This window comes from Streptomyces sp. NBC_00461 (genome assembly GCF_036013935.1).
Taxonomy (GTDB): domain Bacteria; phylum Actinomycetota; class Actinomycetes; order Streptomycetales; family Streptomycetaceae; genus Streptomyces.
Genome location: NZ_CP107902.1, coordinates 3,604,101 through 3,622,289, shown reverse-complemented (window position 1 = coordinate 3,622,289; position 18,189 = coordinate 3,604,101). Strand labels below are relative to the sequence as shown.

Sequence of the window (18,189 nt, the reverse complement as noted above, 5' to 3'; positions counted from 1 at the left end):
GGAACGGGGAGTGGGCCGGGGCGGGTGCGGTACCTCAGACGAGGCCGTCCCATTCGCAGGGGCCGTCCGGCGGGCAGCTCCAGCCGCGCGTGTCCCGTCCGGCCGACGGGGCGGGGTCTCCTACGTCTGAGCCGTACCCTTCTGCGGGCGGCGGCTCGTCCATGTACTCACCCTTCTCGTCTGGCTTGCCGACGACGTCGTACTCGCCCGACTTCTGCAGATACGGCTGGTAGAACCCGCCCCTGCGTTCGACGGCCGTTCCCTGGATGGGGAGATCGAGCTGGTGGCCTGGCACGGTCGTGGGCTCATCGGCCTTGCCCCGGTCGCCACCGGCGGAGGTCTCGCCCCGGGTGGTGGACCGGGAGGCCGTCCCGCGTCGGGCGGGTGGCTTCTTCTGGCTGGACGTGTCGTTCATCCTGATCTCCTTTCAGCACCGCCGCACCGGCGGCGGGCCGGTGTCGGCCGCGCCGCCGGTACGCGGTCTCAACCGGCCAGTGCGCCGATTGCCTTTCCGGCCAGGCTGAGCAGGGGCAGGAAGCCGAAGTCGGCCTCGACGCCGCTGTTGTCGCCCCCGTACCCCTGACGGGCGGCGGGGTTCCGGTCGACGGCGGGCGTCTGGAAGGGCGTCCGCAGTGCGGTGACCGGTTCGGGACCCGGGCCCCGCGGTGTGAGTTCGTTCATGGCAATGTCCTTTCCGCGCGCTCCTGGCTGTGCGCCGGCCCTACAGCACGGCGTCCAGCGCGCCCTTGGCTGCCTGGCCCAGGCTCCGCCAGGGGATGTCCGACCAGCTCAGGTCGGCCTCGACGCCTTCGGCGCCGTTGCGGCCGGTGTGCGAGGCGGCGGGGTTCCGGTCGACGGCGGGCGTCTGGTAGGGCGTTCGCAGCGCGGTGGCCGCTACCGGCGTGCCCCCAAGACGCGTGATCTTCTCCGTCATGTCGATGTCCTTTCGGGTCCTTTTGGGGTCTCTTCGGAGTCCTTTCGGATCCGCCCGTCGGTGGCGGGGCGAGTTATCCCACCACCGACGCGCGAGGTGCCGTGGTGAGGTGCCTCAGAACAGGAACTTCGCCACCGTGCCCAGGATGTCGCCGACGTTGATGTTGGCCTCGACGCCGTCGGCGTCGGCTCCGTCGGTGCCCCGCGCCGCGGTGGGGTTCCGGTCGATCGCAGGCGTCTGGAACGGCGTCTGCAGTGCCACGGGCCGCGGGGACCTCTCCTCGCGGGTGAATGCCGTGTCCTTCATCGTTCTCTCCTTTCACCTCTGCGGTGGGCCGGCGAACGGTTGCCGCCGGACGTCTGACCGCTCAGCCGCTCTGCAGGGCCCGGCACATGCTGCGGGCGGGCCCGGGCAGGTCCGCGCAGGCGGACTTGGCCGCTTCCGCGCCGTGTTCCGTGTCCTGGTCGCCCGGTTCGGTGCCCCGGTCGCGGTGGACCGGCGGGGCCTGGACGGGAGCGGTGAGCTGGGGACTGTTCGGTTTCTCGGGCATGACATCTCCCTGATGCGTGGGGGTGGGCGGTCAGGATCCGCCGATGAAGTGGTGGACCTGCGCGAGAGTCACGGGGAGTTCGTCGCTGACATCGCAGGTGAACAGCAGCGACAGGTTCGCCCTGCGGTCGTTCTCCGGGTCGAAGAAGGTGAAGACGACGTCCTGGCAGTCGGAACCGGGACGGCAGAACGGGCTCTTGGAGACCCGGATGGTGTCCAGGGCGTAGGGGTTGCCGGCGTCCCTGCCCGGGTGGTCCATCAGACCGGTGGGGGCTATGGCGTCCCGGATCTCCTTCCCGACGAGGAAGGCGTTGGTGCCGGCGAAGTTGAGCGCACGGTCCGCGGAGCTCTGCCCGAGGTTGCGGAGCTGGTAGTAGATCTTGTCCAGGACGGCGTAGAGGATGCTCCTCAGCTTCTCCCGGTCGGGGCTGTTCCCGGCGGGGTCCTTGCTCGCCGCGAGCGCCGTCAGCAGGTTCTCGACGAAGACGTTCTCGTTCCAGGTGTAGAGCCCGCGGCTCTTCACCTCGACCACGGGGACGACCTGACCGGAGAACAGGCGCACCGTGCGGCCGGTCAGGACGCCCGGTATGGAGACCCGCGAGACGTAGACGTCGCTCTTCGAGTCCTGGATCTGCCCGACGATCGCGTCCCGGAAGGTCCGGTGGACGGTCGAGACAGGCGGATACGAGAGGGACTCGACGAAGTCCGTCAAGGCGTCGCCCCGTTCCCGGACGGCCTTCTCGGCGGCGGCTCGCACTTCCGCGGACGATGCCGTGCGGTCGGTGATGACTGGCTTCGTCCAGTCCATGCCCACGGACGTCTCCGCCTCAAGGGCGTAGATCGGGGTGGCGTCCATGTTCAGCGTCCAGGTGAGTTTGTCGGACGCCCAGGGGTTCTTCGCCAGATAGTCGTGGAGCTGTTGGGGGTCGTAGATGTTCGGCTGGACCTCCTGTTCCGGACGGCCGCCCCCGGGTGGATTGGTCACGGGGGGCATCTGCTGGCGGAAGCTGTCCCTGCGCGCCTCGGTCTGGTAGTCGAAGCCGATCGTGCCGACCGCGAAGACGAGCTGACGTCCCCCGCCGCTCGGCGCGGTGCCGCCGCTCGGGCGTCCGCCACAGGTGCCGCCACAGTCCGGGCAGGAGGGACGCACCCCCTGTTCCACCGGGGCGGCAGCGACCGGTGTGAGGGTCTGGGCAGGGGTCGGTGGGACCTGCTGGACCACTGGCTGCGGCGCCGGCTGGGCCACCGCCTGTGTCATGGCCTGCCCCATCGGCTGCCCGGCGTACCCGGCGGTGTGCACCCCGGCCTGGGGGACGGCTTGTTGGAAGCCCTGCGGCACGGGCTGCGGCGGTGTCTGTGCCACGGAGTCGGGCCCGAGGGGAGGTGCCGGCGGGGCCGCGCTCGACGCTTCGACCGGTGGCGGAGTCATGGAGGGAGCCGTCTGAGGCATCGGCGGAAGCGGCGGTGCCGGGCTCGATGCGGTGGACGCTGTTCCGGTGGCGTCAGAGGGCGGGGCTGCGGCGGCGGGGAGGCCCTCCGCCGTTTCCCCGGCTTGCGCTTGTACGGCGTTCGTGTCCATGGCGATGACTCTTCCTTTCGGTTCGGCGGGCGTCGTTCGCAGTGCCAGAGGCTCGCCTGCGGTGTTCACGGTGTCGCCCCGCACCGCCCGGGCGACCGAGCTCCCCCGGCTGATGAGTTCGAAGGCCGCCGCGGCGTCGAGACGGCCGCCGAGGAGCCGACGGCAGTGCGGCGCGTCGTCCGGACCGCACACCGGTCGGTTCGCGGAGGCGAGGATGGCGCGGCCGGCTGCGAGCGGATCGGGTTTGCGCCCCTCGGCGATCTGCTGCGCCACGAGCAGCGCAGCGACGCCGGTGACGACGGGGGTGGCGAAGCTGGTGCCCGTCAGCGCGACGAGTTGGCCGCCGGGGGCAGCGCCCTCGATGTCCCGGCCGGGGGCCAGGATCCCGTTCGCGCGGTAGGCGGCCCCCCAGTTGTTGATGTCCAGTGGTCCCCCCTCGCTGTCGGTCGCTCCGACGGCGAGCACGGATGGCGTGGCGGCGGGAGCCTGCAGACAGTCGCAGCCGTCGTTGCCGACCGCCGCCACCACGAGGACACCCTTGTCCGCGCAGAGGCGCAGTGCCCGCGCCAGCATGGCCTCCGCCTTGCCGTCCGCGGTGCGCTCACCGCCGCTGATGTTGATGACGTGCGCTCCTGCCTCCACGGCCTGTTCGACGGCTCGTGCGAGGTCGAGTTGGGGCACACGGGACAGACGTCCGTCCGGGGAGTCCCGGAACACCGGGAGGAGGAGGCCGCGGCAGTGCGGCACGAGTCCCGCCACCGGAGATCCGGGCTGTCCGAAGAGCAGGCTCGTGACATGCGTGCCGTGCAATGACATCGGGCCGGTACCGACGGGGTCCGTCACGAGGGTTGTCAGCCGGGTGAGATCCGCTCCCGCGAAACAGGGATGCGTGAAGTCGGCCGGCCCGTCGAGCACGGCGACGCGGACCGCCCGGTCGCCGAGAAGCCCGGCTTTCCCAGGGAGCCCACGCAGTACCGAGCGGACGTCCATACGAGCCTCCCATTTCCCGACCGCAGGGCCTTTTCGGATACACATCAGGTTTCCCACGCCCGTGTTCCGTGGAATGTAAAAATTCCATTCATGGGGCATCTCGGATGCGTTATTGGAGCGTTTAAGGGGCGTTTCCAATATGTCGGGAAGAGAGTTTTCGGCATGCGGAAGAGTGTTTTGTTGAACGTTGTCCGGGTGAGGGTGTGCCTGGTCCGATGGGGTCACACCGGTTGCAGCCGATAAACGCCCCGAGCACAGTGTTAGCTGTGATGAACGCATTGCGGATCGAAATCCTGGGTCCATTTGAATTAATCCGCGGTGGGCGAAGGGCCGCGGTTCCGGCGGGGGCTCAGCGTCTGCTCGCCCTTCTGGCGGTGCGCGGCGACGGGATTCACCGGAGGGCCGCCGCAGACCAGCTTTGGCCCGAGTGCCCCTCGCTGCGGGCGGCGGCCAACCTCAGATCTGCCCTGTGTCAGTGCCGGAAGTCGGGGCCCAAGGCCGTCGTCGACAGCGAGGGGCAGCGCCTCGCGCTGTCGGCGTGCATTTCCGTTGACTACCGGGAGGCCTGGCGGTCGGCCTGCCGGCTCCTGGAGGGAGGGGGCGGGACGGAAGCGGATCCGGACGACCTCGACCGACTCGTCGAGAACCTGGTCCGGCCGCTGCTGCCGGGCTGGGGCGACGAATGGCTGATACTCGAACGCGAGCGCTGGGACCAGATGCGGCTGTACGCGCTGGAGGGCCTGGCCCAGCACTTTCTCGCCGTCGGGCGTTACTTGGCGGCACATCAGGCGGCGCTGGCCGCCACCACCGTCGACCCCTACCGTGAGACCGCTCACCGTATCGCCATCGAGGTCCACGCGGCGGAGGGCAACATCGCCTGTGCGGTCAAGCACTACCTGGAGTACCGAAGGCTGCTCCAGCGGGAGTTGAGGGTGTCGCCGTCCTCCCGGATGACCGAACTGATACGGGACCTGACCACCGCGTAGCCGCACAGCGGTGAACCGGGCCCGTCCTGGCCGCGGCGCGGTGCCCTGATCGGCGTCGGAGTTCAACGGATACGCAAAGCCCTCCCGGCTTGGGGGTACCGGGAGGGCTCAGTGGTGTGCTCTCGTGCGTCGGCCGGTCGCGGTCTACCAGATCGCGTCCACCCACTCCGGGTGGTCGATGAACGGGTTGCGGTTGTGCTGGTAGGTGTCGTAGATGACCTGGTTGCGGTGCTCCTCGAAGGCGCTCGGCGGGTCCTCGTCGCTCCACTCCTTGAGGACGGAGAGCTTGCCGATGAAGGGGTTGGTGCCGTTGTTGACCTTCTCGTTGGGCTCCAGGTCGGCGAAGCCGTCGCCGCCGTCGTAGCGCACCGCCATGTAGAGGATCATGCGGGCCACGTCGCCCTTGTCCGCGTCGCGCGGCTCGAAGGAGTCGGAGTCGGTGAGGCTGCCGCCCCCGTTGCTGACGGTGCTGCCGCCGTTGTCGAAGTCCTTGTTGCCACGGACGCTGTTGACCGTCACGTCCGCGGGGCGCAGGTGGTGCAGGTCGGTGCCGGGCCCGGTCACCTCGCCGAAGTCGCCGTGGGACTTGGCCCACACGTGCTCCCGGTTCCAGTCGCCCGTGTCACCGCCGCTGAGGGACTTGGCGCGGGAGACGCCGCTGTAGAGCAGGATCACGTTGTTGCTGTTGTTCGGATCCTGGTCGGTGACCTTCAGCGCGTTCCAGACGTCGGAGTACGAGATCTTCGAGACGTTGGCGCTGATGATCGTGTGCAGGGACGACTTCAGGCTCGTACCTGTCTTGCCTACCGCGTTCTTGTAGTACGTCGAGTCGTAGTCGGTCGTCGTGGCCGCGGCCGAAGTCGCGGTCAGGGCCGGGGCGGTGAGGCCGACCAGGACGGCGGAGGTGGCCAGGGCCACCGATTTCCAGCGGCGTATACGTGTCGCCGGCATGTGGGGGTCCCATCTACGCGGGTTGAATGAAGGCGGCAGACGGGAGCGTGGCATGGACATGCGGTCCTGTAAATAAACTGAACGTGTCCATCAGGTGACCGGAACCGACAATCTGCCCCGTGTCTACACGAGTTGGCGAGATCGACATCCGAAGACGGCCCCCGACCGACCGGGCGGGTGGTCGGGGGCCGACTGCGCCTGTGTCGGTCAGCTGACGTCCGACGGGTCCAGGCGGTAGAGCGAGGACTGGTTGGACTGGGGTGAGGAGTTTGTGCCGGTGGTGGTACCGGCGGTCGAGTTGGACGTCGCGTCGGACGTCGAACTCTTGCTGTACGCGCTCTCCTTGACCGCCGTGCCGTGCTTCTTCACCCAGGTGGCCACCTCGGCGCTGAGGCTGTTGCCGCCGCCGGGGCCGCCGCCCATGCCGCCGCCGCTTGTGCTGATCTGGATGTAGTGCAGCTCGCCCTTCTTCACGAGCTCCTTGAGCTTGGCGACCGTCATCGCGTTGTCGGAGCCGGTGAAGCCCCACATCGAGATCACCGGCTGCCTGGCGCTCAGCTCGATCTGCGCGGCGCTCTGCGAATTGGACACCGCGAGCAGCCACTCGGCGCCGTTCCGGTGCTTCTCCAGGTACGAGATGAGCTCGCTGCTCGCGCCGCCCATACCGCCGCCCATGCCACCACCACCGAAGCCGCCGCGCTGTCGGGCCGTATCGCCCATCGCGCCCCTGCCGCCGGCAGCCTGGCCGTTCTGGCCCTGCTGGCCGCCGGGGCCGCCCGGGCCGCCCGGGACGCCTGGGACGCCGCCCTCCGCCTGGCCGCCGGCCTGGTTGTTCTGGCTGTTCTGGCCGTTCTGTCGGGTGCCGCCCGGCATCTCGCCGCCACCCGGGAAGCCGCTGCGGCTGCCGCCGCCACCGCCGGGTCCGCCGCCCATGCCGCCGCCCGTCGAGGGGCCGGCCGTCGGGTTGGTGCCGCCCATCATGCCGGTCGTCGAACCGAAGGCCGGCGAGGCGGCGTACGCCGTCGGGCCCGCGAGGGACGCCACGACCGCCGCGGCGACGGACGCGGTGAGCAGACGTGCCTTGTTGCCGGACCGGAAGACGAGCACGCCCACGATCGCGAGGGCCATGACCGCGCCGACGGCCGGCCACAACCAGGTGTTCCAGCCGGAGGCCCGGCGCAGCAGCACGATCGCCCAGATGCCGGTGACGCCGAAGGCGAGCGGCAGCACCCACGCCCACTGCCTGTCCGCGCGCAGGGCGTCCAGCAGCATCACGCCACCGCCGCCGCACAACGCCGCGATGCCAGGGGCGAGCGCGGTCGTGTAGTAGGGGTGCATGGTGCCCTGGGCCGTCGCGAAGATCACGTAGTGCAGCAGCGTCCACCCGCCCCACAGCACCAGCCCCATCCGCCTCGGATCGGTGCGCGGGGCGCGCCCGCACAGCACAAGGCCGCCGATCAGCGCGATCGCCGAGAAGGGCAGCAGCCAGGAGATCTGGCCGCCGAGGATGTCGTTGAACATCCGGCCCAGGCCCGCGGAGCCGGAGAAGCCTCCGCCTCCGCCTCGGCCGCCCCCGCCGTTGCCCTCGCCGCCGAAGACGCGGCCGAGACCGTCGTAGCCCATGATCAGGTCCCAGGCGGAGCCGTCCGTCGAGCCGCCGATGTACGGCCGGTCCGAGGCCGGTACCAGGGAGACGGCGATGGCCCACCAGAAGCTGGAGACCGCCAGAACGACCGCGGCGAGCAGCAGATTGACGATCCGTTTCACCCAGGGTGCCCTCGACGCGTATAGGTAGAGCGCGAAGACGGCCGGGAGTGCGATGTAGCCCGCGAGCAGCTTGGTGTTGAAGGCGAGGCCGAAGCAGGCCGCCGAACCGAGCAGTGGCAGCAGCCTCTCGTCACGGGTGGCGCGCATCGCGAGCGCCGCGCCCGACACCATGAGGAACACCAGCAGCGTGTCGGGGTTGTTGTCGCGGTTGATGGCGACGGTGATCGGGGTCAGCGCCAGCACCAGCGCGGCGACGGTCGCCGCGACATGGCCCCAGATCCGCTTCACGGACGAGTGCAGGATCCAGATCGTGGCAACGCCCGCCACGATCTGCGGCGCCATCATCTGCCAGGTGCCGAAGCCGAGGACACGGCAGGACAGGCCCATGACCATGAGCGCGAACGGCGGTTTGTCGACGGTCAGGAAGTTGCCCGGATCCAGCGAACCGAAGAACCAGGCCTTCCAGCTCTGCGTGCCGGCCCAGACGGCGCCGCTGTAGAAGGTGTTCATGCCGGAGCCGGACAGGTTCCAGGCGTAGAGGACCGTGGCCAGGGCCAGGACCGCGATCAGCGCGGGCAGCGACCAGCGTGGGGCCTTGTCCGGCGGCGTCGCCGCTGGGGCGGACGGCGGCCGGTCGGCGGACACGGTCTCGGTGTGGGGGAGTGGATCGGTGGCAGATGTCACCCCCGCATCGTGGGGACCGCGGGTGGGTGCGCGCTGTGGCGAACCTGGCCCCCGGCTGTGAAAACGCGCAGGGCGCGGTGACGGGCGAGGGGCGGGCGGTTGGGGCGGATTCGCCCCGACGGCTGAACTCCCGCATGGGGAACGTACGTACAACTTTCGGATATCCATGTGAGTCAAGAGAGGCGAGTGCGCCTAGGGTGCGCTCGTCACCATTTCAGAATGACGGGGGATCTCCATGACTCAGCACGTGTCCAGACGTGCCCGTGTACTCGGTGCGGGCCTCGCGGCCGGCATCCTCATACCCTGCGTGGCCGCAGCCGCGCCCGCGGCGGCCGCCACGACCCCGGCCGTCAGCTGCACGTCCGCCAAGGCGGGCCTCGCCACCAAGCTCAAGAAGGACATCAGCGCGGCGCTCACGGACCGCAAGGGCACCATCGCGGTGGGCCTCTACGACCGTTCCACCAACACCACTTGCTCGCTGCGCGCCACCAGTTCCTACGACTCCGCGAGCGTCGTCAAGGTCACCGTCCTCGCCACGCTGCTGTGGGACGCGAAGAAGCACAACCGGTATCTCACCGACACCGAGAACTCGCTTGCCAAGGCCATGATCACCAAGTCGGACAACGACGCGACCAGCAAGCTCTGGAAGCAGCTCGGCATGACGAAGATCAAGGGCTTCCTGAGCGCCGCCGGCATGACGAAGACCGTCCCCGGCGCCAACAACTACTGGGGCCTGACCCAGATCAACGTCACCGACGAGCAGAAGCTGCTCAAGCTGGTCACCGCGCAGAACTCGGTGCTGAGCGACAACTCCCGTGCCTACATCCTGAAGTTGATGGGCCAGGTCATCTCCTCGCAGCGCTGGGGCACGCCCTACGGCGCCCCGTCCGGGGTCTCCTGGCACGTCAAGAACGGCTGGCTGCAGCGCTCCACGCACGGCTGGCGGGTGCACAGCGTCGGCACCTTCAACGGGGGCGGCCACGACTACATGATCACGGTCCTCACCTGGGGCAACAGCACCATGAACTACGGCATTTCGACCATCCAGGGCGTCTCGAAGGCAATTCACAAGGATCTGGCCGCAAGCTGACGCTTCAAGCGTCGGTCTCCCGTGCGTCACCGTCCCGCCCTACGGTGACGCGCATGCGCCTGAGAACCGTACTCGCGACCGTCACCGCAGCCCTGGCGGCGGCCACCACTGTGACCGCCGCCGGGCCCGCCGCGGCCAACCCGCCTGCGGCCAACTCGTACGCGGCCAACTCCTCCGCCGCCCACGCCTGTTCGCCCTCCGTCTCCATCGACCGCTTCTCCGACGCGCTCGACAAGACGACGTACCAGGGCACCTTCGTCGGCAACTTCTCCGCGCTCGCGGTCGACCGTGACGGTTCGATCGCGGCCCTGGAGGACCGCTCCTCCCTCTTCGGTCTCGACGCGAAGACGCTCCAGCCGAAGCGCGTCGTCCCGCTGGCCGACGAGAACGGCGCCGCGCTCGACAGCGAGGGCCTCGTCATCGACCGGGACGGCACCCGGCTGATCACCTCGGAGACCGAGCCGTCGGTCCGCCGCTACTCCCGCGACGGCAGGATCCTCGACCGCCTCCCGGTCCCCTCCTCGCTCCTCGTCGCCCCCGCCGGACGCGCCACGTCCAACCAGACCTTCGAGGGCCTGACCCGCCTCCCGGGCGGCCACACCCTGCTGGCGTCGATGGAGAACGCGATCTCCGGCGACTCGGCGAACATCGTCCGCTTCCAGACCTGGGAGAGGACGAAGGGCGGGCACTTCCGGCTCGGCGCCCAGTACGCCTACCCCATCGACTCCGGCCTCGGCGTCCCCGAGGTGCAGGCCACCCCCGACGGCCGCCTGCTCGTCCTGGAGCGCGGCTTCACCTCCGGCGTCGGCAACACGGTCCGCCTCTACCTGGCCGACCCGCGCAGGGCGACGAACACCAGCGGCATCGAGAACCTCACGGGGCAGGCCGGCGTACGGCTGATCAAGAAGACGCTGCTGGCCGACATCGCGGACTGTCCGTCCCTGGGCGCCACGGCCAAGCAGCCCCAGCCCAACCCGCTCCTCGACAACATCGAGGGCATGGCGATCACGGGCCACGACAAGGGCCGCCTCAAGGTCCTCCTGGTCAGCGACGACAACCAGAACGCCACCCAGATCACGCGGTTCTATTACCTGCGGGTAAGCACAGCTTCCTAGGAGCGCGGGGAACCGCGCGACCGGCCCCCACTCGGCCGCACCCGGGAAACGGCCGATCCCAGCGGAGCGAATTGTTGCGGCGGGATGAAATCCGCGCCCGTACGCGTTGGTGCCTTCCGGAAGATCAGGTCTGAAGGAGGGCACCCGCGTGGCAGCGCAACAGGGCGAGACACGAGGCTGGGCGCGCAGGCTGGCCGCGTACGCATGGCGCTACCCGAAGGACGTCCTGCTCGCGCTCGGCTCCTCTCTCGGTGGCATGGCGGTCATGGCGCTGGTCCCGCTCGCCACCAAGGTGATCATCGACGACGTCATCGGCGATCACAGCCGTGACATGGCTCCCTGGGCCGGTGCCCTGATCGCCGCCGCCGTGGTGGTCTACGTCATGACCTACATCCGCCGCTACTACGGCGGCCGGCTCGCCCTCGACGTCCAGCACGACCTGCGGACCGAGATGTTCGAGACGATCACCCGCCTCGACGGCCGCCGCCAGGACGAGCTGTCCACCGGCCAGGTCGTCGGCCGCGCGACCAGCGACCTCCAGCTGATCCAGGGCCTGCTCTTCATGCTCCCGATGACCATCGGGAACGTCCTCCTCTTCCTGATCTCCCTCGTGATCATGGCCTGGCTGTCGCTTCCGCTGACCCTGGTCGCCCTCGCCGTGGCCCCCGCCCTGTGGTGGATCGCCAGGCGCAGCCGCTCCAGGCTGCACCCCGCCACCTGGTACGCGCAGGCCCAGGCCGCCGCCGTCGCGGGTGTGGTCGACGGCGCCGTCACCGGCGTACGCGTGGTGAAGGGCTTCGGGCAGGAGGAGCAGGAGACCGGCAAGCTGCGGGAGGTCGGGCGGCGGCTGTTCGCCGGGCGGCTGCGCACCATCCGGCTGAACAGCACGTACACCCCTGCCCTGCAGGCCGTCCCCGCCCTCGGCCAGGTGGCCATGCTGGCGCTCGGCGGCTGGCTGGCGGTCCGCGGGCACATCACCCTGGGCACCTTCGTCGCCTTCTCCACCTACCTCGCCCAGCTGGTCGGCCCGGTCCGCATGCTGGCCATGGTGCTCACGGTAGGGCAGCAGGCGCGCGCGGGCACCGAGCGCGTCCTGGAGCTGATCGACACCCAGCCGTCGATGACGGACGGCACCAGGCAACTGCCCGCCGACGCTCCCGCCACGGTCGAGTTCGACGACGTGTCCTTCGGCTACGACGAGGAGCGCCCCGTCCTCGACGGGCTCAGCTTCGAGATCCGTCCCGGCGAGACCCTCGCCGTGGTCGGCTCCTCCGGCTCCGGCAAGTCCACCGTCTCGCTGCTCCTGCCGCGCTTCTACGACGTCACCCGCGGCGCTGTCCTCGTCGGCGGCCACGACGTCCGCGAGCTCACCCTCGAATCGCTGCGGGCGGCGATCGGGCTGGTCCCCGAGGACTCCTTCCTCTTCTCGGACACGGTCCGCAGCAACATCGCGTACGGCCGGCCCGACGCGACCGAGGAGGAGATCCTCGTCGCCGCCCGCGCCGCCCAGGCCGACCGCTTCATCAGCGAGCTCCCGGACGGCTACGACACCAAGGTCGGCGAACACGGCCTGACCCTCTCCGGCGGCCAGCGCCAGCGCGTCGCCCTCGCCCGCGCGATCCTCACCGACCCGCGGCTCCTCGTCCTGGACGACGCGACCTCCGCCGTGGACGCCCGCGTCGAGCACGAGATCCACGAGGCGCTGAAGCAGGTCATGCAGGGCCGCACCACGCTGCTGATAGCCCACCGCCGCTCCACTCTGAACCTCGCCGACCGCATCGCCGTCCTCGACGCCGGCCGGCTCGCCGACATCGGCACCCACGAGGAGCTGCAGGAGCGGTCCGCGCTCTACCGCCGACTGCTCACCGACCCGGACGAGCTGGGCGGAGTCTCACCGGGGCACACCCCGGCCGCCTGCCCGCAGGAGGACACGTCCGTACGGGACGAGCTGGACGCCGAGTTCGACGCCGAGCGAGGTATCACGCCCCGGCTCTGGGCGGGCGAGCGCGTCCCGAGGGACGTCGCGATGGAGGGCATGCCCGCCACGCCCGAACTCCTCGCCCAGGTCGACGCGTTGCCGCCGGCGACCGACGTCCCGGAGATCGACGAGGCGCGTGCGGTGACGCCCGAGGAGTCCTACGGCCTGCGCCGACTGCTGCGGGGTTTCGGCCTTCCGCTGCTGGTCAGCCTGTCTCTGGTGGCCGTCGACGCCGGGATGGGGCTGCTCCTTCCGGTCCTGATCCGGCACGGCATCGACCAGGGCGTCACCGCGGCGGCGCTCGGCGCGGTCTGGGCGGCCGCGCTGCTGGGCCTGCTCGCCGTCCTCGCCCAGTGGGCGGCGCAGATCGGCGAGACCCGGATGACCGGGCGCACCGGCGAGCGGGTCCTGTACTCCCTGCGCCTGAAGATCTTCTCCCAGCTGCAGCGGCTCGGACTCGACTACTACGAGCGGGAGTTGACCGGCCGGATCATGACGAGGATGACGACCGACGTCGACGCCCTCTCCACCTTCCTGCAGACCGGCCTGGTCACCGCCTTCGTCTCCGTCGTCACCTTCTTCGGCATCATGGGCGTCCTGCTGGTGATCGACCTGCAGCTCGCGCTCGTCGTGTTCGCCACGCTGCCTCCGCTGATCGTCGCCACGTTCTTCTTCCGCCGGGCGAGCGTGAAGGCGTACGAACTGGCCCGTGAGCGTGTGTCGTTGGTCAACGCCGACCTTCAGGAGTCGGTGTCCGGGCTGCGGATCGTGCAGGCCTTCGGGCGCGAGGTCGACGGCGGGCGGCGGTTCGCGGAGCGCAGCGACAGCTACCGCCAGGCGCGCATCCGCGGCCAGTTCCTGATCTCCGTCTACTTCCCCTTCGTGCAGCTCCTGTCGTCCGTCGCCGCCGCGGCCGTGCTGATCGCGGGCGCGGGACGGGTGGACGCCGCCACCCTGACGACGGGTGCGCTGGTCGCCTACCTCCTCTACATCGACCTGTTCTTCGCGCCGGTCCAGCAGCTCTCCCAGGTCTTCGACGGCTACCAGCAGGCCACCGTCTCCCTGGGCCGCATCCAGGAACTGCTCCGGGAGCCGACCTCCACCAAGGCCGCCGACGAACCGCTGGAGGTCCTCTCCCTGCGCGGCGACATCGCGTTCGAGGGCCTGCACTTCGCCTACGGTGCCGCCGACGAGGCAGAAGGGGAAGAGGCGCTCGACGGCATCGAGTTGGCCATCCCGGCCGGGCAGACGGTCGCTTTCGTCGGCGAGACCGGCGCGGGCAAGTCCACCCTCGTCAAGCTCGTGGCGCGCTTCTACGACCCCACGAGCGGCCGGGTCACGGTCGACGGCCAGGACCTGCGCACCCTCGACATCACCTCCTACCGGCACCGTCTCGGCGTCGTCCCGCAGGAGGCGTACCTCTTCCAGGGCACGGTCCGCGACGCCATCGCCTACGGCCGCCCGGACGCCACCGATGCCGAGGTCGAGGCGGCGGCCCGCGCGGTCGGCGCGCACGAGATGATCGCCACGCTCGACGGCGGCTATCTGCACGAGGTCGCCGAACGCGGCCGCAACCTCTCGGCGGGCCAGCGCCAGCTGATCGCCCTGGCCCGCGCGGAACTGGTCGACCCCGACGTCCTCCTCCTGGACGAGGCCACGGCCGCCCTGGACCTGGCCACGGAAGCCCAGGTCAACCAGGCGACGGACCGGCTCGCGGGCCGCCGTACGACACTCGTGGTCGCCCACCGGCTGACCACGGCCGCCCGCGCCGATCGGGTGGTCGTCATGGACCACGGGCGGGTCGTGGAGGACGGCACGCACGACGAACTGCTCGCGCTGGACGGGCAGTACGCCGAGCTGTGGCGGACGTTCGTGGGAGCGCCGGACACGGAGGAGCCGGTGGGCGCGGTGCGTTGAGCGGTCAGGTGTCCTGCTTCTCCCACTTGGCGCCGCGCTGCTTCCAGCGTGCGAGGACCGGCGGCGAGATGATCGCGCCGCCGTGCTCCTTCTCCTGGATCCTTTGCGCCTCCCGGAGCTTGTCGGCGACTGCCTGCCAGTCGACGGGCGTCGCACGCGTCAGCTGCAGTGCGTCGTTCAACTCGCTCGACCGAGGCGTCATCGCACCCGAGTCGTAGTTGAAGTCGGTTCCGCTACCGGGGTCCCCCGTCCTCGTGTCACTGGCCGGCCCCATCTCCAGGTTGGCGGGCATGTTGTGCAGCGCCTTCTTGTTCCCGGCCGTGGATTCGAGCACGTTCCGGATCTCGTCCAGGAATATGAAGACCGGCGAGGCCCGCGGGCCGTCCGCGTCCGCCGACGCGAGGATGTCGTCCAGTTGGGTGCGGGCGATCTTGTGGTGGAGGGAGGTCTTGTCGCCCCAGAACGGATGCCTGATCCGCATGTCCGCGTGCGCGTTGGTCACCGCTTTCGCCGCCCAGTCGCTGCTGCCGCCACCGCCGACGGAGGCCGTCTGGAACCCGGGTTCGTGCTCCGCGGTCCCCAGCTCCTCGTGGAACAGGGCCGACAGCTCGGCGTCCCCTTCCACGTCGGCGAGGGTGGTGTACGCGGTCCCGATGCCGATGTTCTCCAGGATGATTTCCTTCGCGTTCTGCTCCTTCGCCTTGAACCCCTCGTCGAGCGCGTCGAAGTACTCGATGATCTTCTCGGCCTCGCTCTTCGCGGGAGCGGCCGCCTGCGCGGAAGTCTCGGCCGGCGCGGTCTTCGGGGTCTTCTTCTTCGGCATGCGCTGCACCGCGGCCGACGCCGGGGCCGTCGACCCCTTCGCGACGGCGCGCTGAACGTCCGCCCCGCCCCGCATCACCTGCCGCGCCGTGCGCTCCGCCGCCTTCTCGAAGGGGTCGGACTCGTCGCTGATCCGTACACCGCTGCCGTTGTCGGTGCCGGCCACCGCGCCGGCGCGCTGCTGGCGGACGTGCTCCAGCTCATGGGCGAGGGTCTTCTTGTCGACCGCGCTGCGGAACACGATGTGGTTGGTGTGCGTGGTGTACGCCTCGGCCCCGACGGCCTCGCTGGAACTGCGTGCCGCGGTGCCGGTGTGGAGGGAGACGTCGGAGAAGTCCTCGCCGCCGAACCGGGTCTCCATCTCCCGCTGCAACCCGGGGGCCATCCGGCTTCCCCCGGACCGCACCACGGAGCTCACCTCGTCGGCGGCCGACCGCTGCACGGTGTCCTCATGGCCGCATCCCGCATCGTGCTGGTGCTCCTCGTGGTCGGACCGCGCCCGCTGGACCTCGACCATGCGTGCCACCGCGGCGTTGCCGGCGGTGCGCTGAAGGGTGGCGAGCGACTGCGGGGACCGTGTCCCGACAGCGGGTTGCACCACCCCCGCCACCTGGGACGACGGGGCCGGGGATCGACGCTGACCGGTGTTCTTCTCCGGCAGTTCCTTGGCGTGCACTACGGGACCTCCTTGGGACTCCTCTCACATCTCCACAGAGACGACGGGTCGCCGCAAGAGCTGGGAGGGCAGACCCGTTGCACGCTCGCCCGACCGAAGGGCGCCCGCTCATCGACGCCCGTGCAACCATCCGACACATGTCGTGCGTCCGTACACCAGTACGCTCATTGCCGGATACGGGAAGGGACAACAGTGGACAGTGGTGCGATACGGCGGCGGTTGGCGACGCTCCTCACCGTGCTGGCCGCTTCCGGGCTCCTGGCCGTCGCGGCGCCGGGGCAGGCGCAGGCCGCCGCGCAGTCCTGCTCGGGGCACAAGATCAGGACGTTCGCCTTCTCCACCGGCTCCGTGAAGCTGTACAGGAGCGGCAACTACCTGTGCGCCCTCACCGTCCCCAAGGGTGCCGCCGCCAAGCGGCCGATGATGGTCAGCATGCAGGTGCGCGGTTTTGAACCCATCGTCGACAAGGGGCAGTTCACGAGTCACGCCGGACCGGTGCGGGCCTACGTCGGGCACCGCAAGGTGTGGATCAAGGGCTCGGTGGGCCGTGGGTCCTACGACTCCGGTGGCTGGAAGCGCTACTGAACCCGTAGAGCCCACTGAACCCACCCAAAAACCGAGGGACTTCCCTATCTCCCCTGGTGCGTACCGGAGTTGCTCCGATAGCTTCCGCACGCACATCTGATTCACAGGGGAGGGTGCATGCGCAAGGCGCTCAGATGGCTGTTGGCACTCACGGTGCTCATAGGCACGGTGAGCACGGCGGGGGCGGCCACCGCCGCCGAGCCGGGGGCCACGGCCACCAAGGCCACCACCGACATCAAGGACCAGCTCCTCGCCATACCGGGGATGAGCCTGATCGAGGAGAAGCCGTACACCGGCTACCGCTTCTTCGTCCTCGACTACACCCAGCCGATCGACCACCACCACCCGTCCAAGGGCACGTTCCAGCAGCGGATCACCGTGCTGCACAAGGACGTCAGCCGCCCGACGGTCTTCTACACCGGCGGCTACAACGTCTCCACGACACCCAGCCGCCGCGAGCCGACCCAGATCGTGGACGGCAACCAGGTCTCCATGGAGTACCGCTTCTTCACCCCGTCCCGGCCCGCCCCGGCCGACTGGAGCAAGCTGGACATCTGGCAGGCGGCCAGTGACCAGCACCGTATCTTCAAGGCGCTGAAGAAGATCTACACCAGGAACTGGATCTCCACGGGCGGCTCGAAGGGCGGCATGACCGCCACCTACTACGAGCGCTTCTACCCGCGCGACATGGACGGCGTCGTCGCGTACGTCGCCCCGAACGACGTCGTGAACAACGAGGACTCCGCCTACGACCGCTTCTTCACCAAGGTCGGCACCAAGGAGTGCCGCGACCGGCTGAACGCGGTGCAGCGCGAGGCGCTGGTGCGCCGCGAGCCGCTGGAGAAGAAGTACGCGGCCTACGCCGCCGAGAACGGCTACACCTTCACCACCATCGGCAGTCTGGACCGCGCCTACGAGGCCGTCGTCCTCGACTACGTCTGGGGCTTCTGGCAGTACAGCCTGCTGTCCGACTGCGCCACGGTCCCGGCGGACGCGAAGACGGCGACCGACGACGCGATCTGGACGTCCGTCGACACGATCTCCGGCTTCTCCTTCTACACGGACCAGGGCCTGGAGCCGTACACGCCGTACTACTACCAGGCGGGCACCCAACTCGGCGCCCCCACCATCCACTTCCCGTACATCGAGAAGCAGTACGTCCGCTACGGCTACCAGGCACCGCGGAACTTCGTACCCCGCGACATCCCGATGAAGTTCCAGCCGTACGCGATGCGGGACGTCGACTCCTGGGTGCGGGACCACGCACACCACATGCTCTTCGTCTACGGGCAGAACGACCCGTGGGGCGCGGAGCGCTTCCGCGTCGGCAAGGGCGCGAAGGACTCGTACGTGTTCACGGCCCCGGGGCTGAACCACGGCGCCAACGTGGCCGGCCTGGTCGCGGACCAGAAGGCGCTGGCCACCGCCCGCATCCTGCAGTGGGCCGGTGTCCCCGCCTCCTCCACGGATCGGGCGAAGCCGCTGGCCGCGTTCGACAGGAAGCTGGACGTACGGGACGTGGAGCGCGAACCGGCTCTGCGACCGTAGGACCGGTCAAGTCCCCTG

Annotated in this window: 15 protein-coding genes; 6 read left to right on the top strand and 9 right to left on the bottom strand. The window is 69.7% G+C overall.

All coding sequences use genetic code 11. The annotated features are described in order from the left end of the window. Positions 1 to 34: 34 nt before the first annotated feature. The 6 genes from OG870_RS17010 to OG870_RS16985 all read right to left on the bottom strand — a co-directional run bounded on the left by OG870_RS17010 (position 35) and on the right by OG870_RS16985 (position 4,052). Positions 35 to 415 (bottom strand): hypothetical protein, encoded by a 381-nt coding sequence (locus OG870_RS17010; protein ID WP_327691061.1) that lies wholly within the window; start codon positions 413 to 415, stop codon positions 35 to 37. A 68-nt stretch (positions 416 to 483) separates the two neighbouring features. Then, a complete protein-coding gene (locus OG870_RS17005) occupies positions 484 to 681 on the bottom strand; it encodes a hypothetical protein (RefSeq protein ID WP_266924359.1) in 198 nt (65 codons plus the stop codon). Positions 682 to 721: 40 nt separating this feature from the next. Then, on the bottom strand, positions 722 to 934 hold the full coding sequence (locus tag OG870_RS17000; protein WP_266924357.1) for a hypothetical protein: 213 nt from the start codon (positions 932 to 934) through the stop codon (positions 722 to 724). 114 nt (positions 935 to 1,048) lie between these two features. After that, positions 1,049 to 1,240 carry a hypothetical protein gene (locus OG870_RS16995; RefSeq protein WP_266924355.1) on the bottom strand — a complete coding sequence of 64 codons (192 nt, stop codon included), beginning with the start codon at positions 1,238 to 1,240 and terminating at the stop codon, positions 1,049 to 1,051. A gap of 61 nt (positions 1,241 to 1,301) precedes the next feature. After that, positions 1,302 to 1,484, bottom strand: a complete 183-nt coding sequence (locus OG870_RS16990) for a hypothetical protein (protein WP_266924353.1) — start codon at positions 1,482 to 1,484, stop codon at positions 1,302 to 1,304. Positions 1,485 to 1,514: 30 nt separating this feature from the next. After that, a complete protein-coding gene (locus tag OG870_RS16985) occupies positions 1,515 to 4,052 on the bottom strand; it encodes a S8 family serine peptidase (RefSeq protein ID WP_266924351.1) in 2,538 nt (845 codons plus the stop codon). Positions 4,053 to 4,426: 374 nt separating this feature from the next. Here OG870_RS16985 and OG870_RS16980 point away from each other — a divergent pair, with 374 nt between their 5' ends. Beyond that, a complete protein-coding gene (locus OG870_RS16980) occupies positions 4,427 to 5,038 on the top strand; it encodes an AfsR/SARP family transcriptional regulator (RefSeq protein WP_266924349.1) in 612 nt (203 codons plus the stop codon). A gap of 144 nt (positions 5,039 to 5,182) precedes the next feature. Here the strand turns inward: OG870_RS16980 and OG870_RS16975 are convergent, their stop codons facing one another. Both OG870_RS16975 and OG870_RS16970 read right to left on the bottom strand, forming a co-directional pair. Then, positions 5,183 to 5,989: an endonuclease I family protein gene (locus tag OG870_RS16975; RefSeq protein WP_266514895.1), complete on the bottom strand. Its 807-nt coding sequence runs from the start codon at positions 5,987 to 5,989 to the stop codon at positions 5,183 to 5,185. A gap of 207 nt (positions 5,990 to 6,196) precedes the next feature. Continuing rightward, entirely contained in the window at positions 6,197 to 8,440 is a 2,244-nt protein-coding gene (locus OG870_RS16970; protein WP_327691059.1) for an ArnT family glycosyltransferase, read from the bottom strand. Positions 8,441 to 8,675: 235 nt separating this feature from the next. On the opposite strand from OG870_RS16970, the gene OG870_RS16965 reads away from it, so the two are divergent. The 3 genes from OG870_RS16965 to OG870_RS16955 all read left to right on the top strand — a co-directional run bounded on the left by OG870_RS16965 (position 8,676) and on the right by OG870_RS16955 (position 14,540). Then, positions 8,676 to 9,530: a serine hydrolase gene (locus OG870_RS16965; protein WP_327691058.1), complete on the top strand. Its 855-nt coding sequence runs from the start codon at positions 8,676 to 8,678 to the stop codon at positions 9,528 to 9,530. Positions 9,531 to 9,583: 53 nt separating this feature from the next. Further along, entirely contained in the window at positions 9,584 to 10,645 is a 1,062-nt protein-coding gene (locus OG870_RS16960; RefSeq protein WP_266840282.1) for an esterase-like activity of phytase family protein, read from the top strand. Positions 10,646 to 10,793: 148 nt separating this feature from the next. Further along, positions 10,794 to 14,540 carry an ABC transporter ATP-binding protein gene (locus OG870_RS16955; protein WP_266514883.1) on the top strand — a complete coding sequence of 1,249 codons (3,747 nt, stop codon included), beginning with the start codon at positions 10,794 to 10,796 and terminating at the stop codon, positions 14,538 to 14,540. Between the two features lie 4 nt (positions 14,541 to 14,544). Here OG870_RS16955 and OG870_RS16950 read toward each other — a convergent pair whose 3' ends face one another. After that, positions 14,545 to 16,038: an eCIS core domain-containing protein gene (locus OG870_RS16950; RefSeq protein ID WP_266584374.1), complete on the bottom strand. Its 1,494-nt coding sequence runs from the start codon at positions 16,036 to 16,038 to the stop codon at positions 14,545 to 14,547. Between the two features lie 192 nt (positions 16,039 to 16,230). Here OG870_RS16950 and OG870_RS16945 point away from each other — a divergent pair, with 192 nt between their 5' ends. Next, a complete protein-coding gene (locus tag OG870_RS16945; RefSeq protein ID WP_266584376.1) occupies positions 16,231 to 16,623 on the top strand; it encodes a hypothetical protein in 393 nt (130 codons plus the stop codon). Between the two features lie 117 nt (positions 16,624 to 16,740). Continuing rightward, positions 16,741 to 18,171: a S28 family serine protease gene (locus tag OG870_RS16940; RefSeq protein ID WP_266584378.1), complete on the top strand. Its 1,431-nt coding sequence runs from the start codon at positions 16,741 to 16,743 to the stop codon at positions 18,169 to 18,171. Positions 18,172 to 18,189 lie beyond the last annotated feature (18 nt).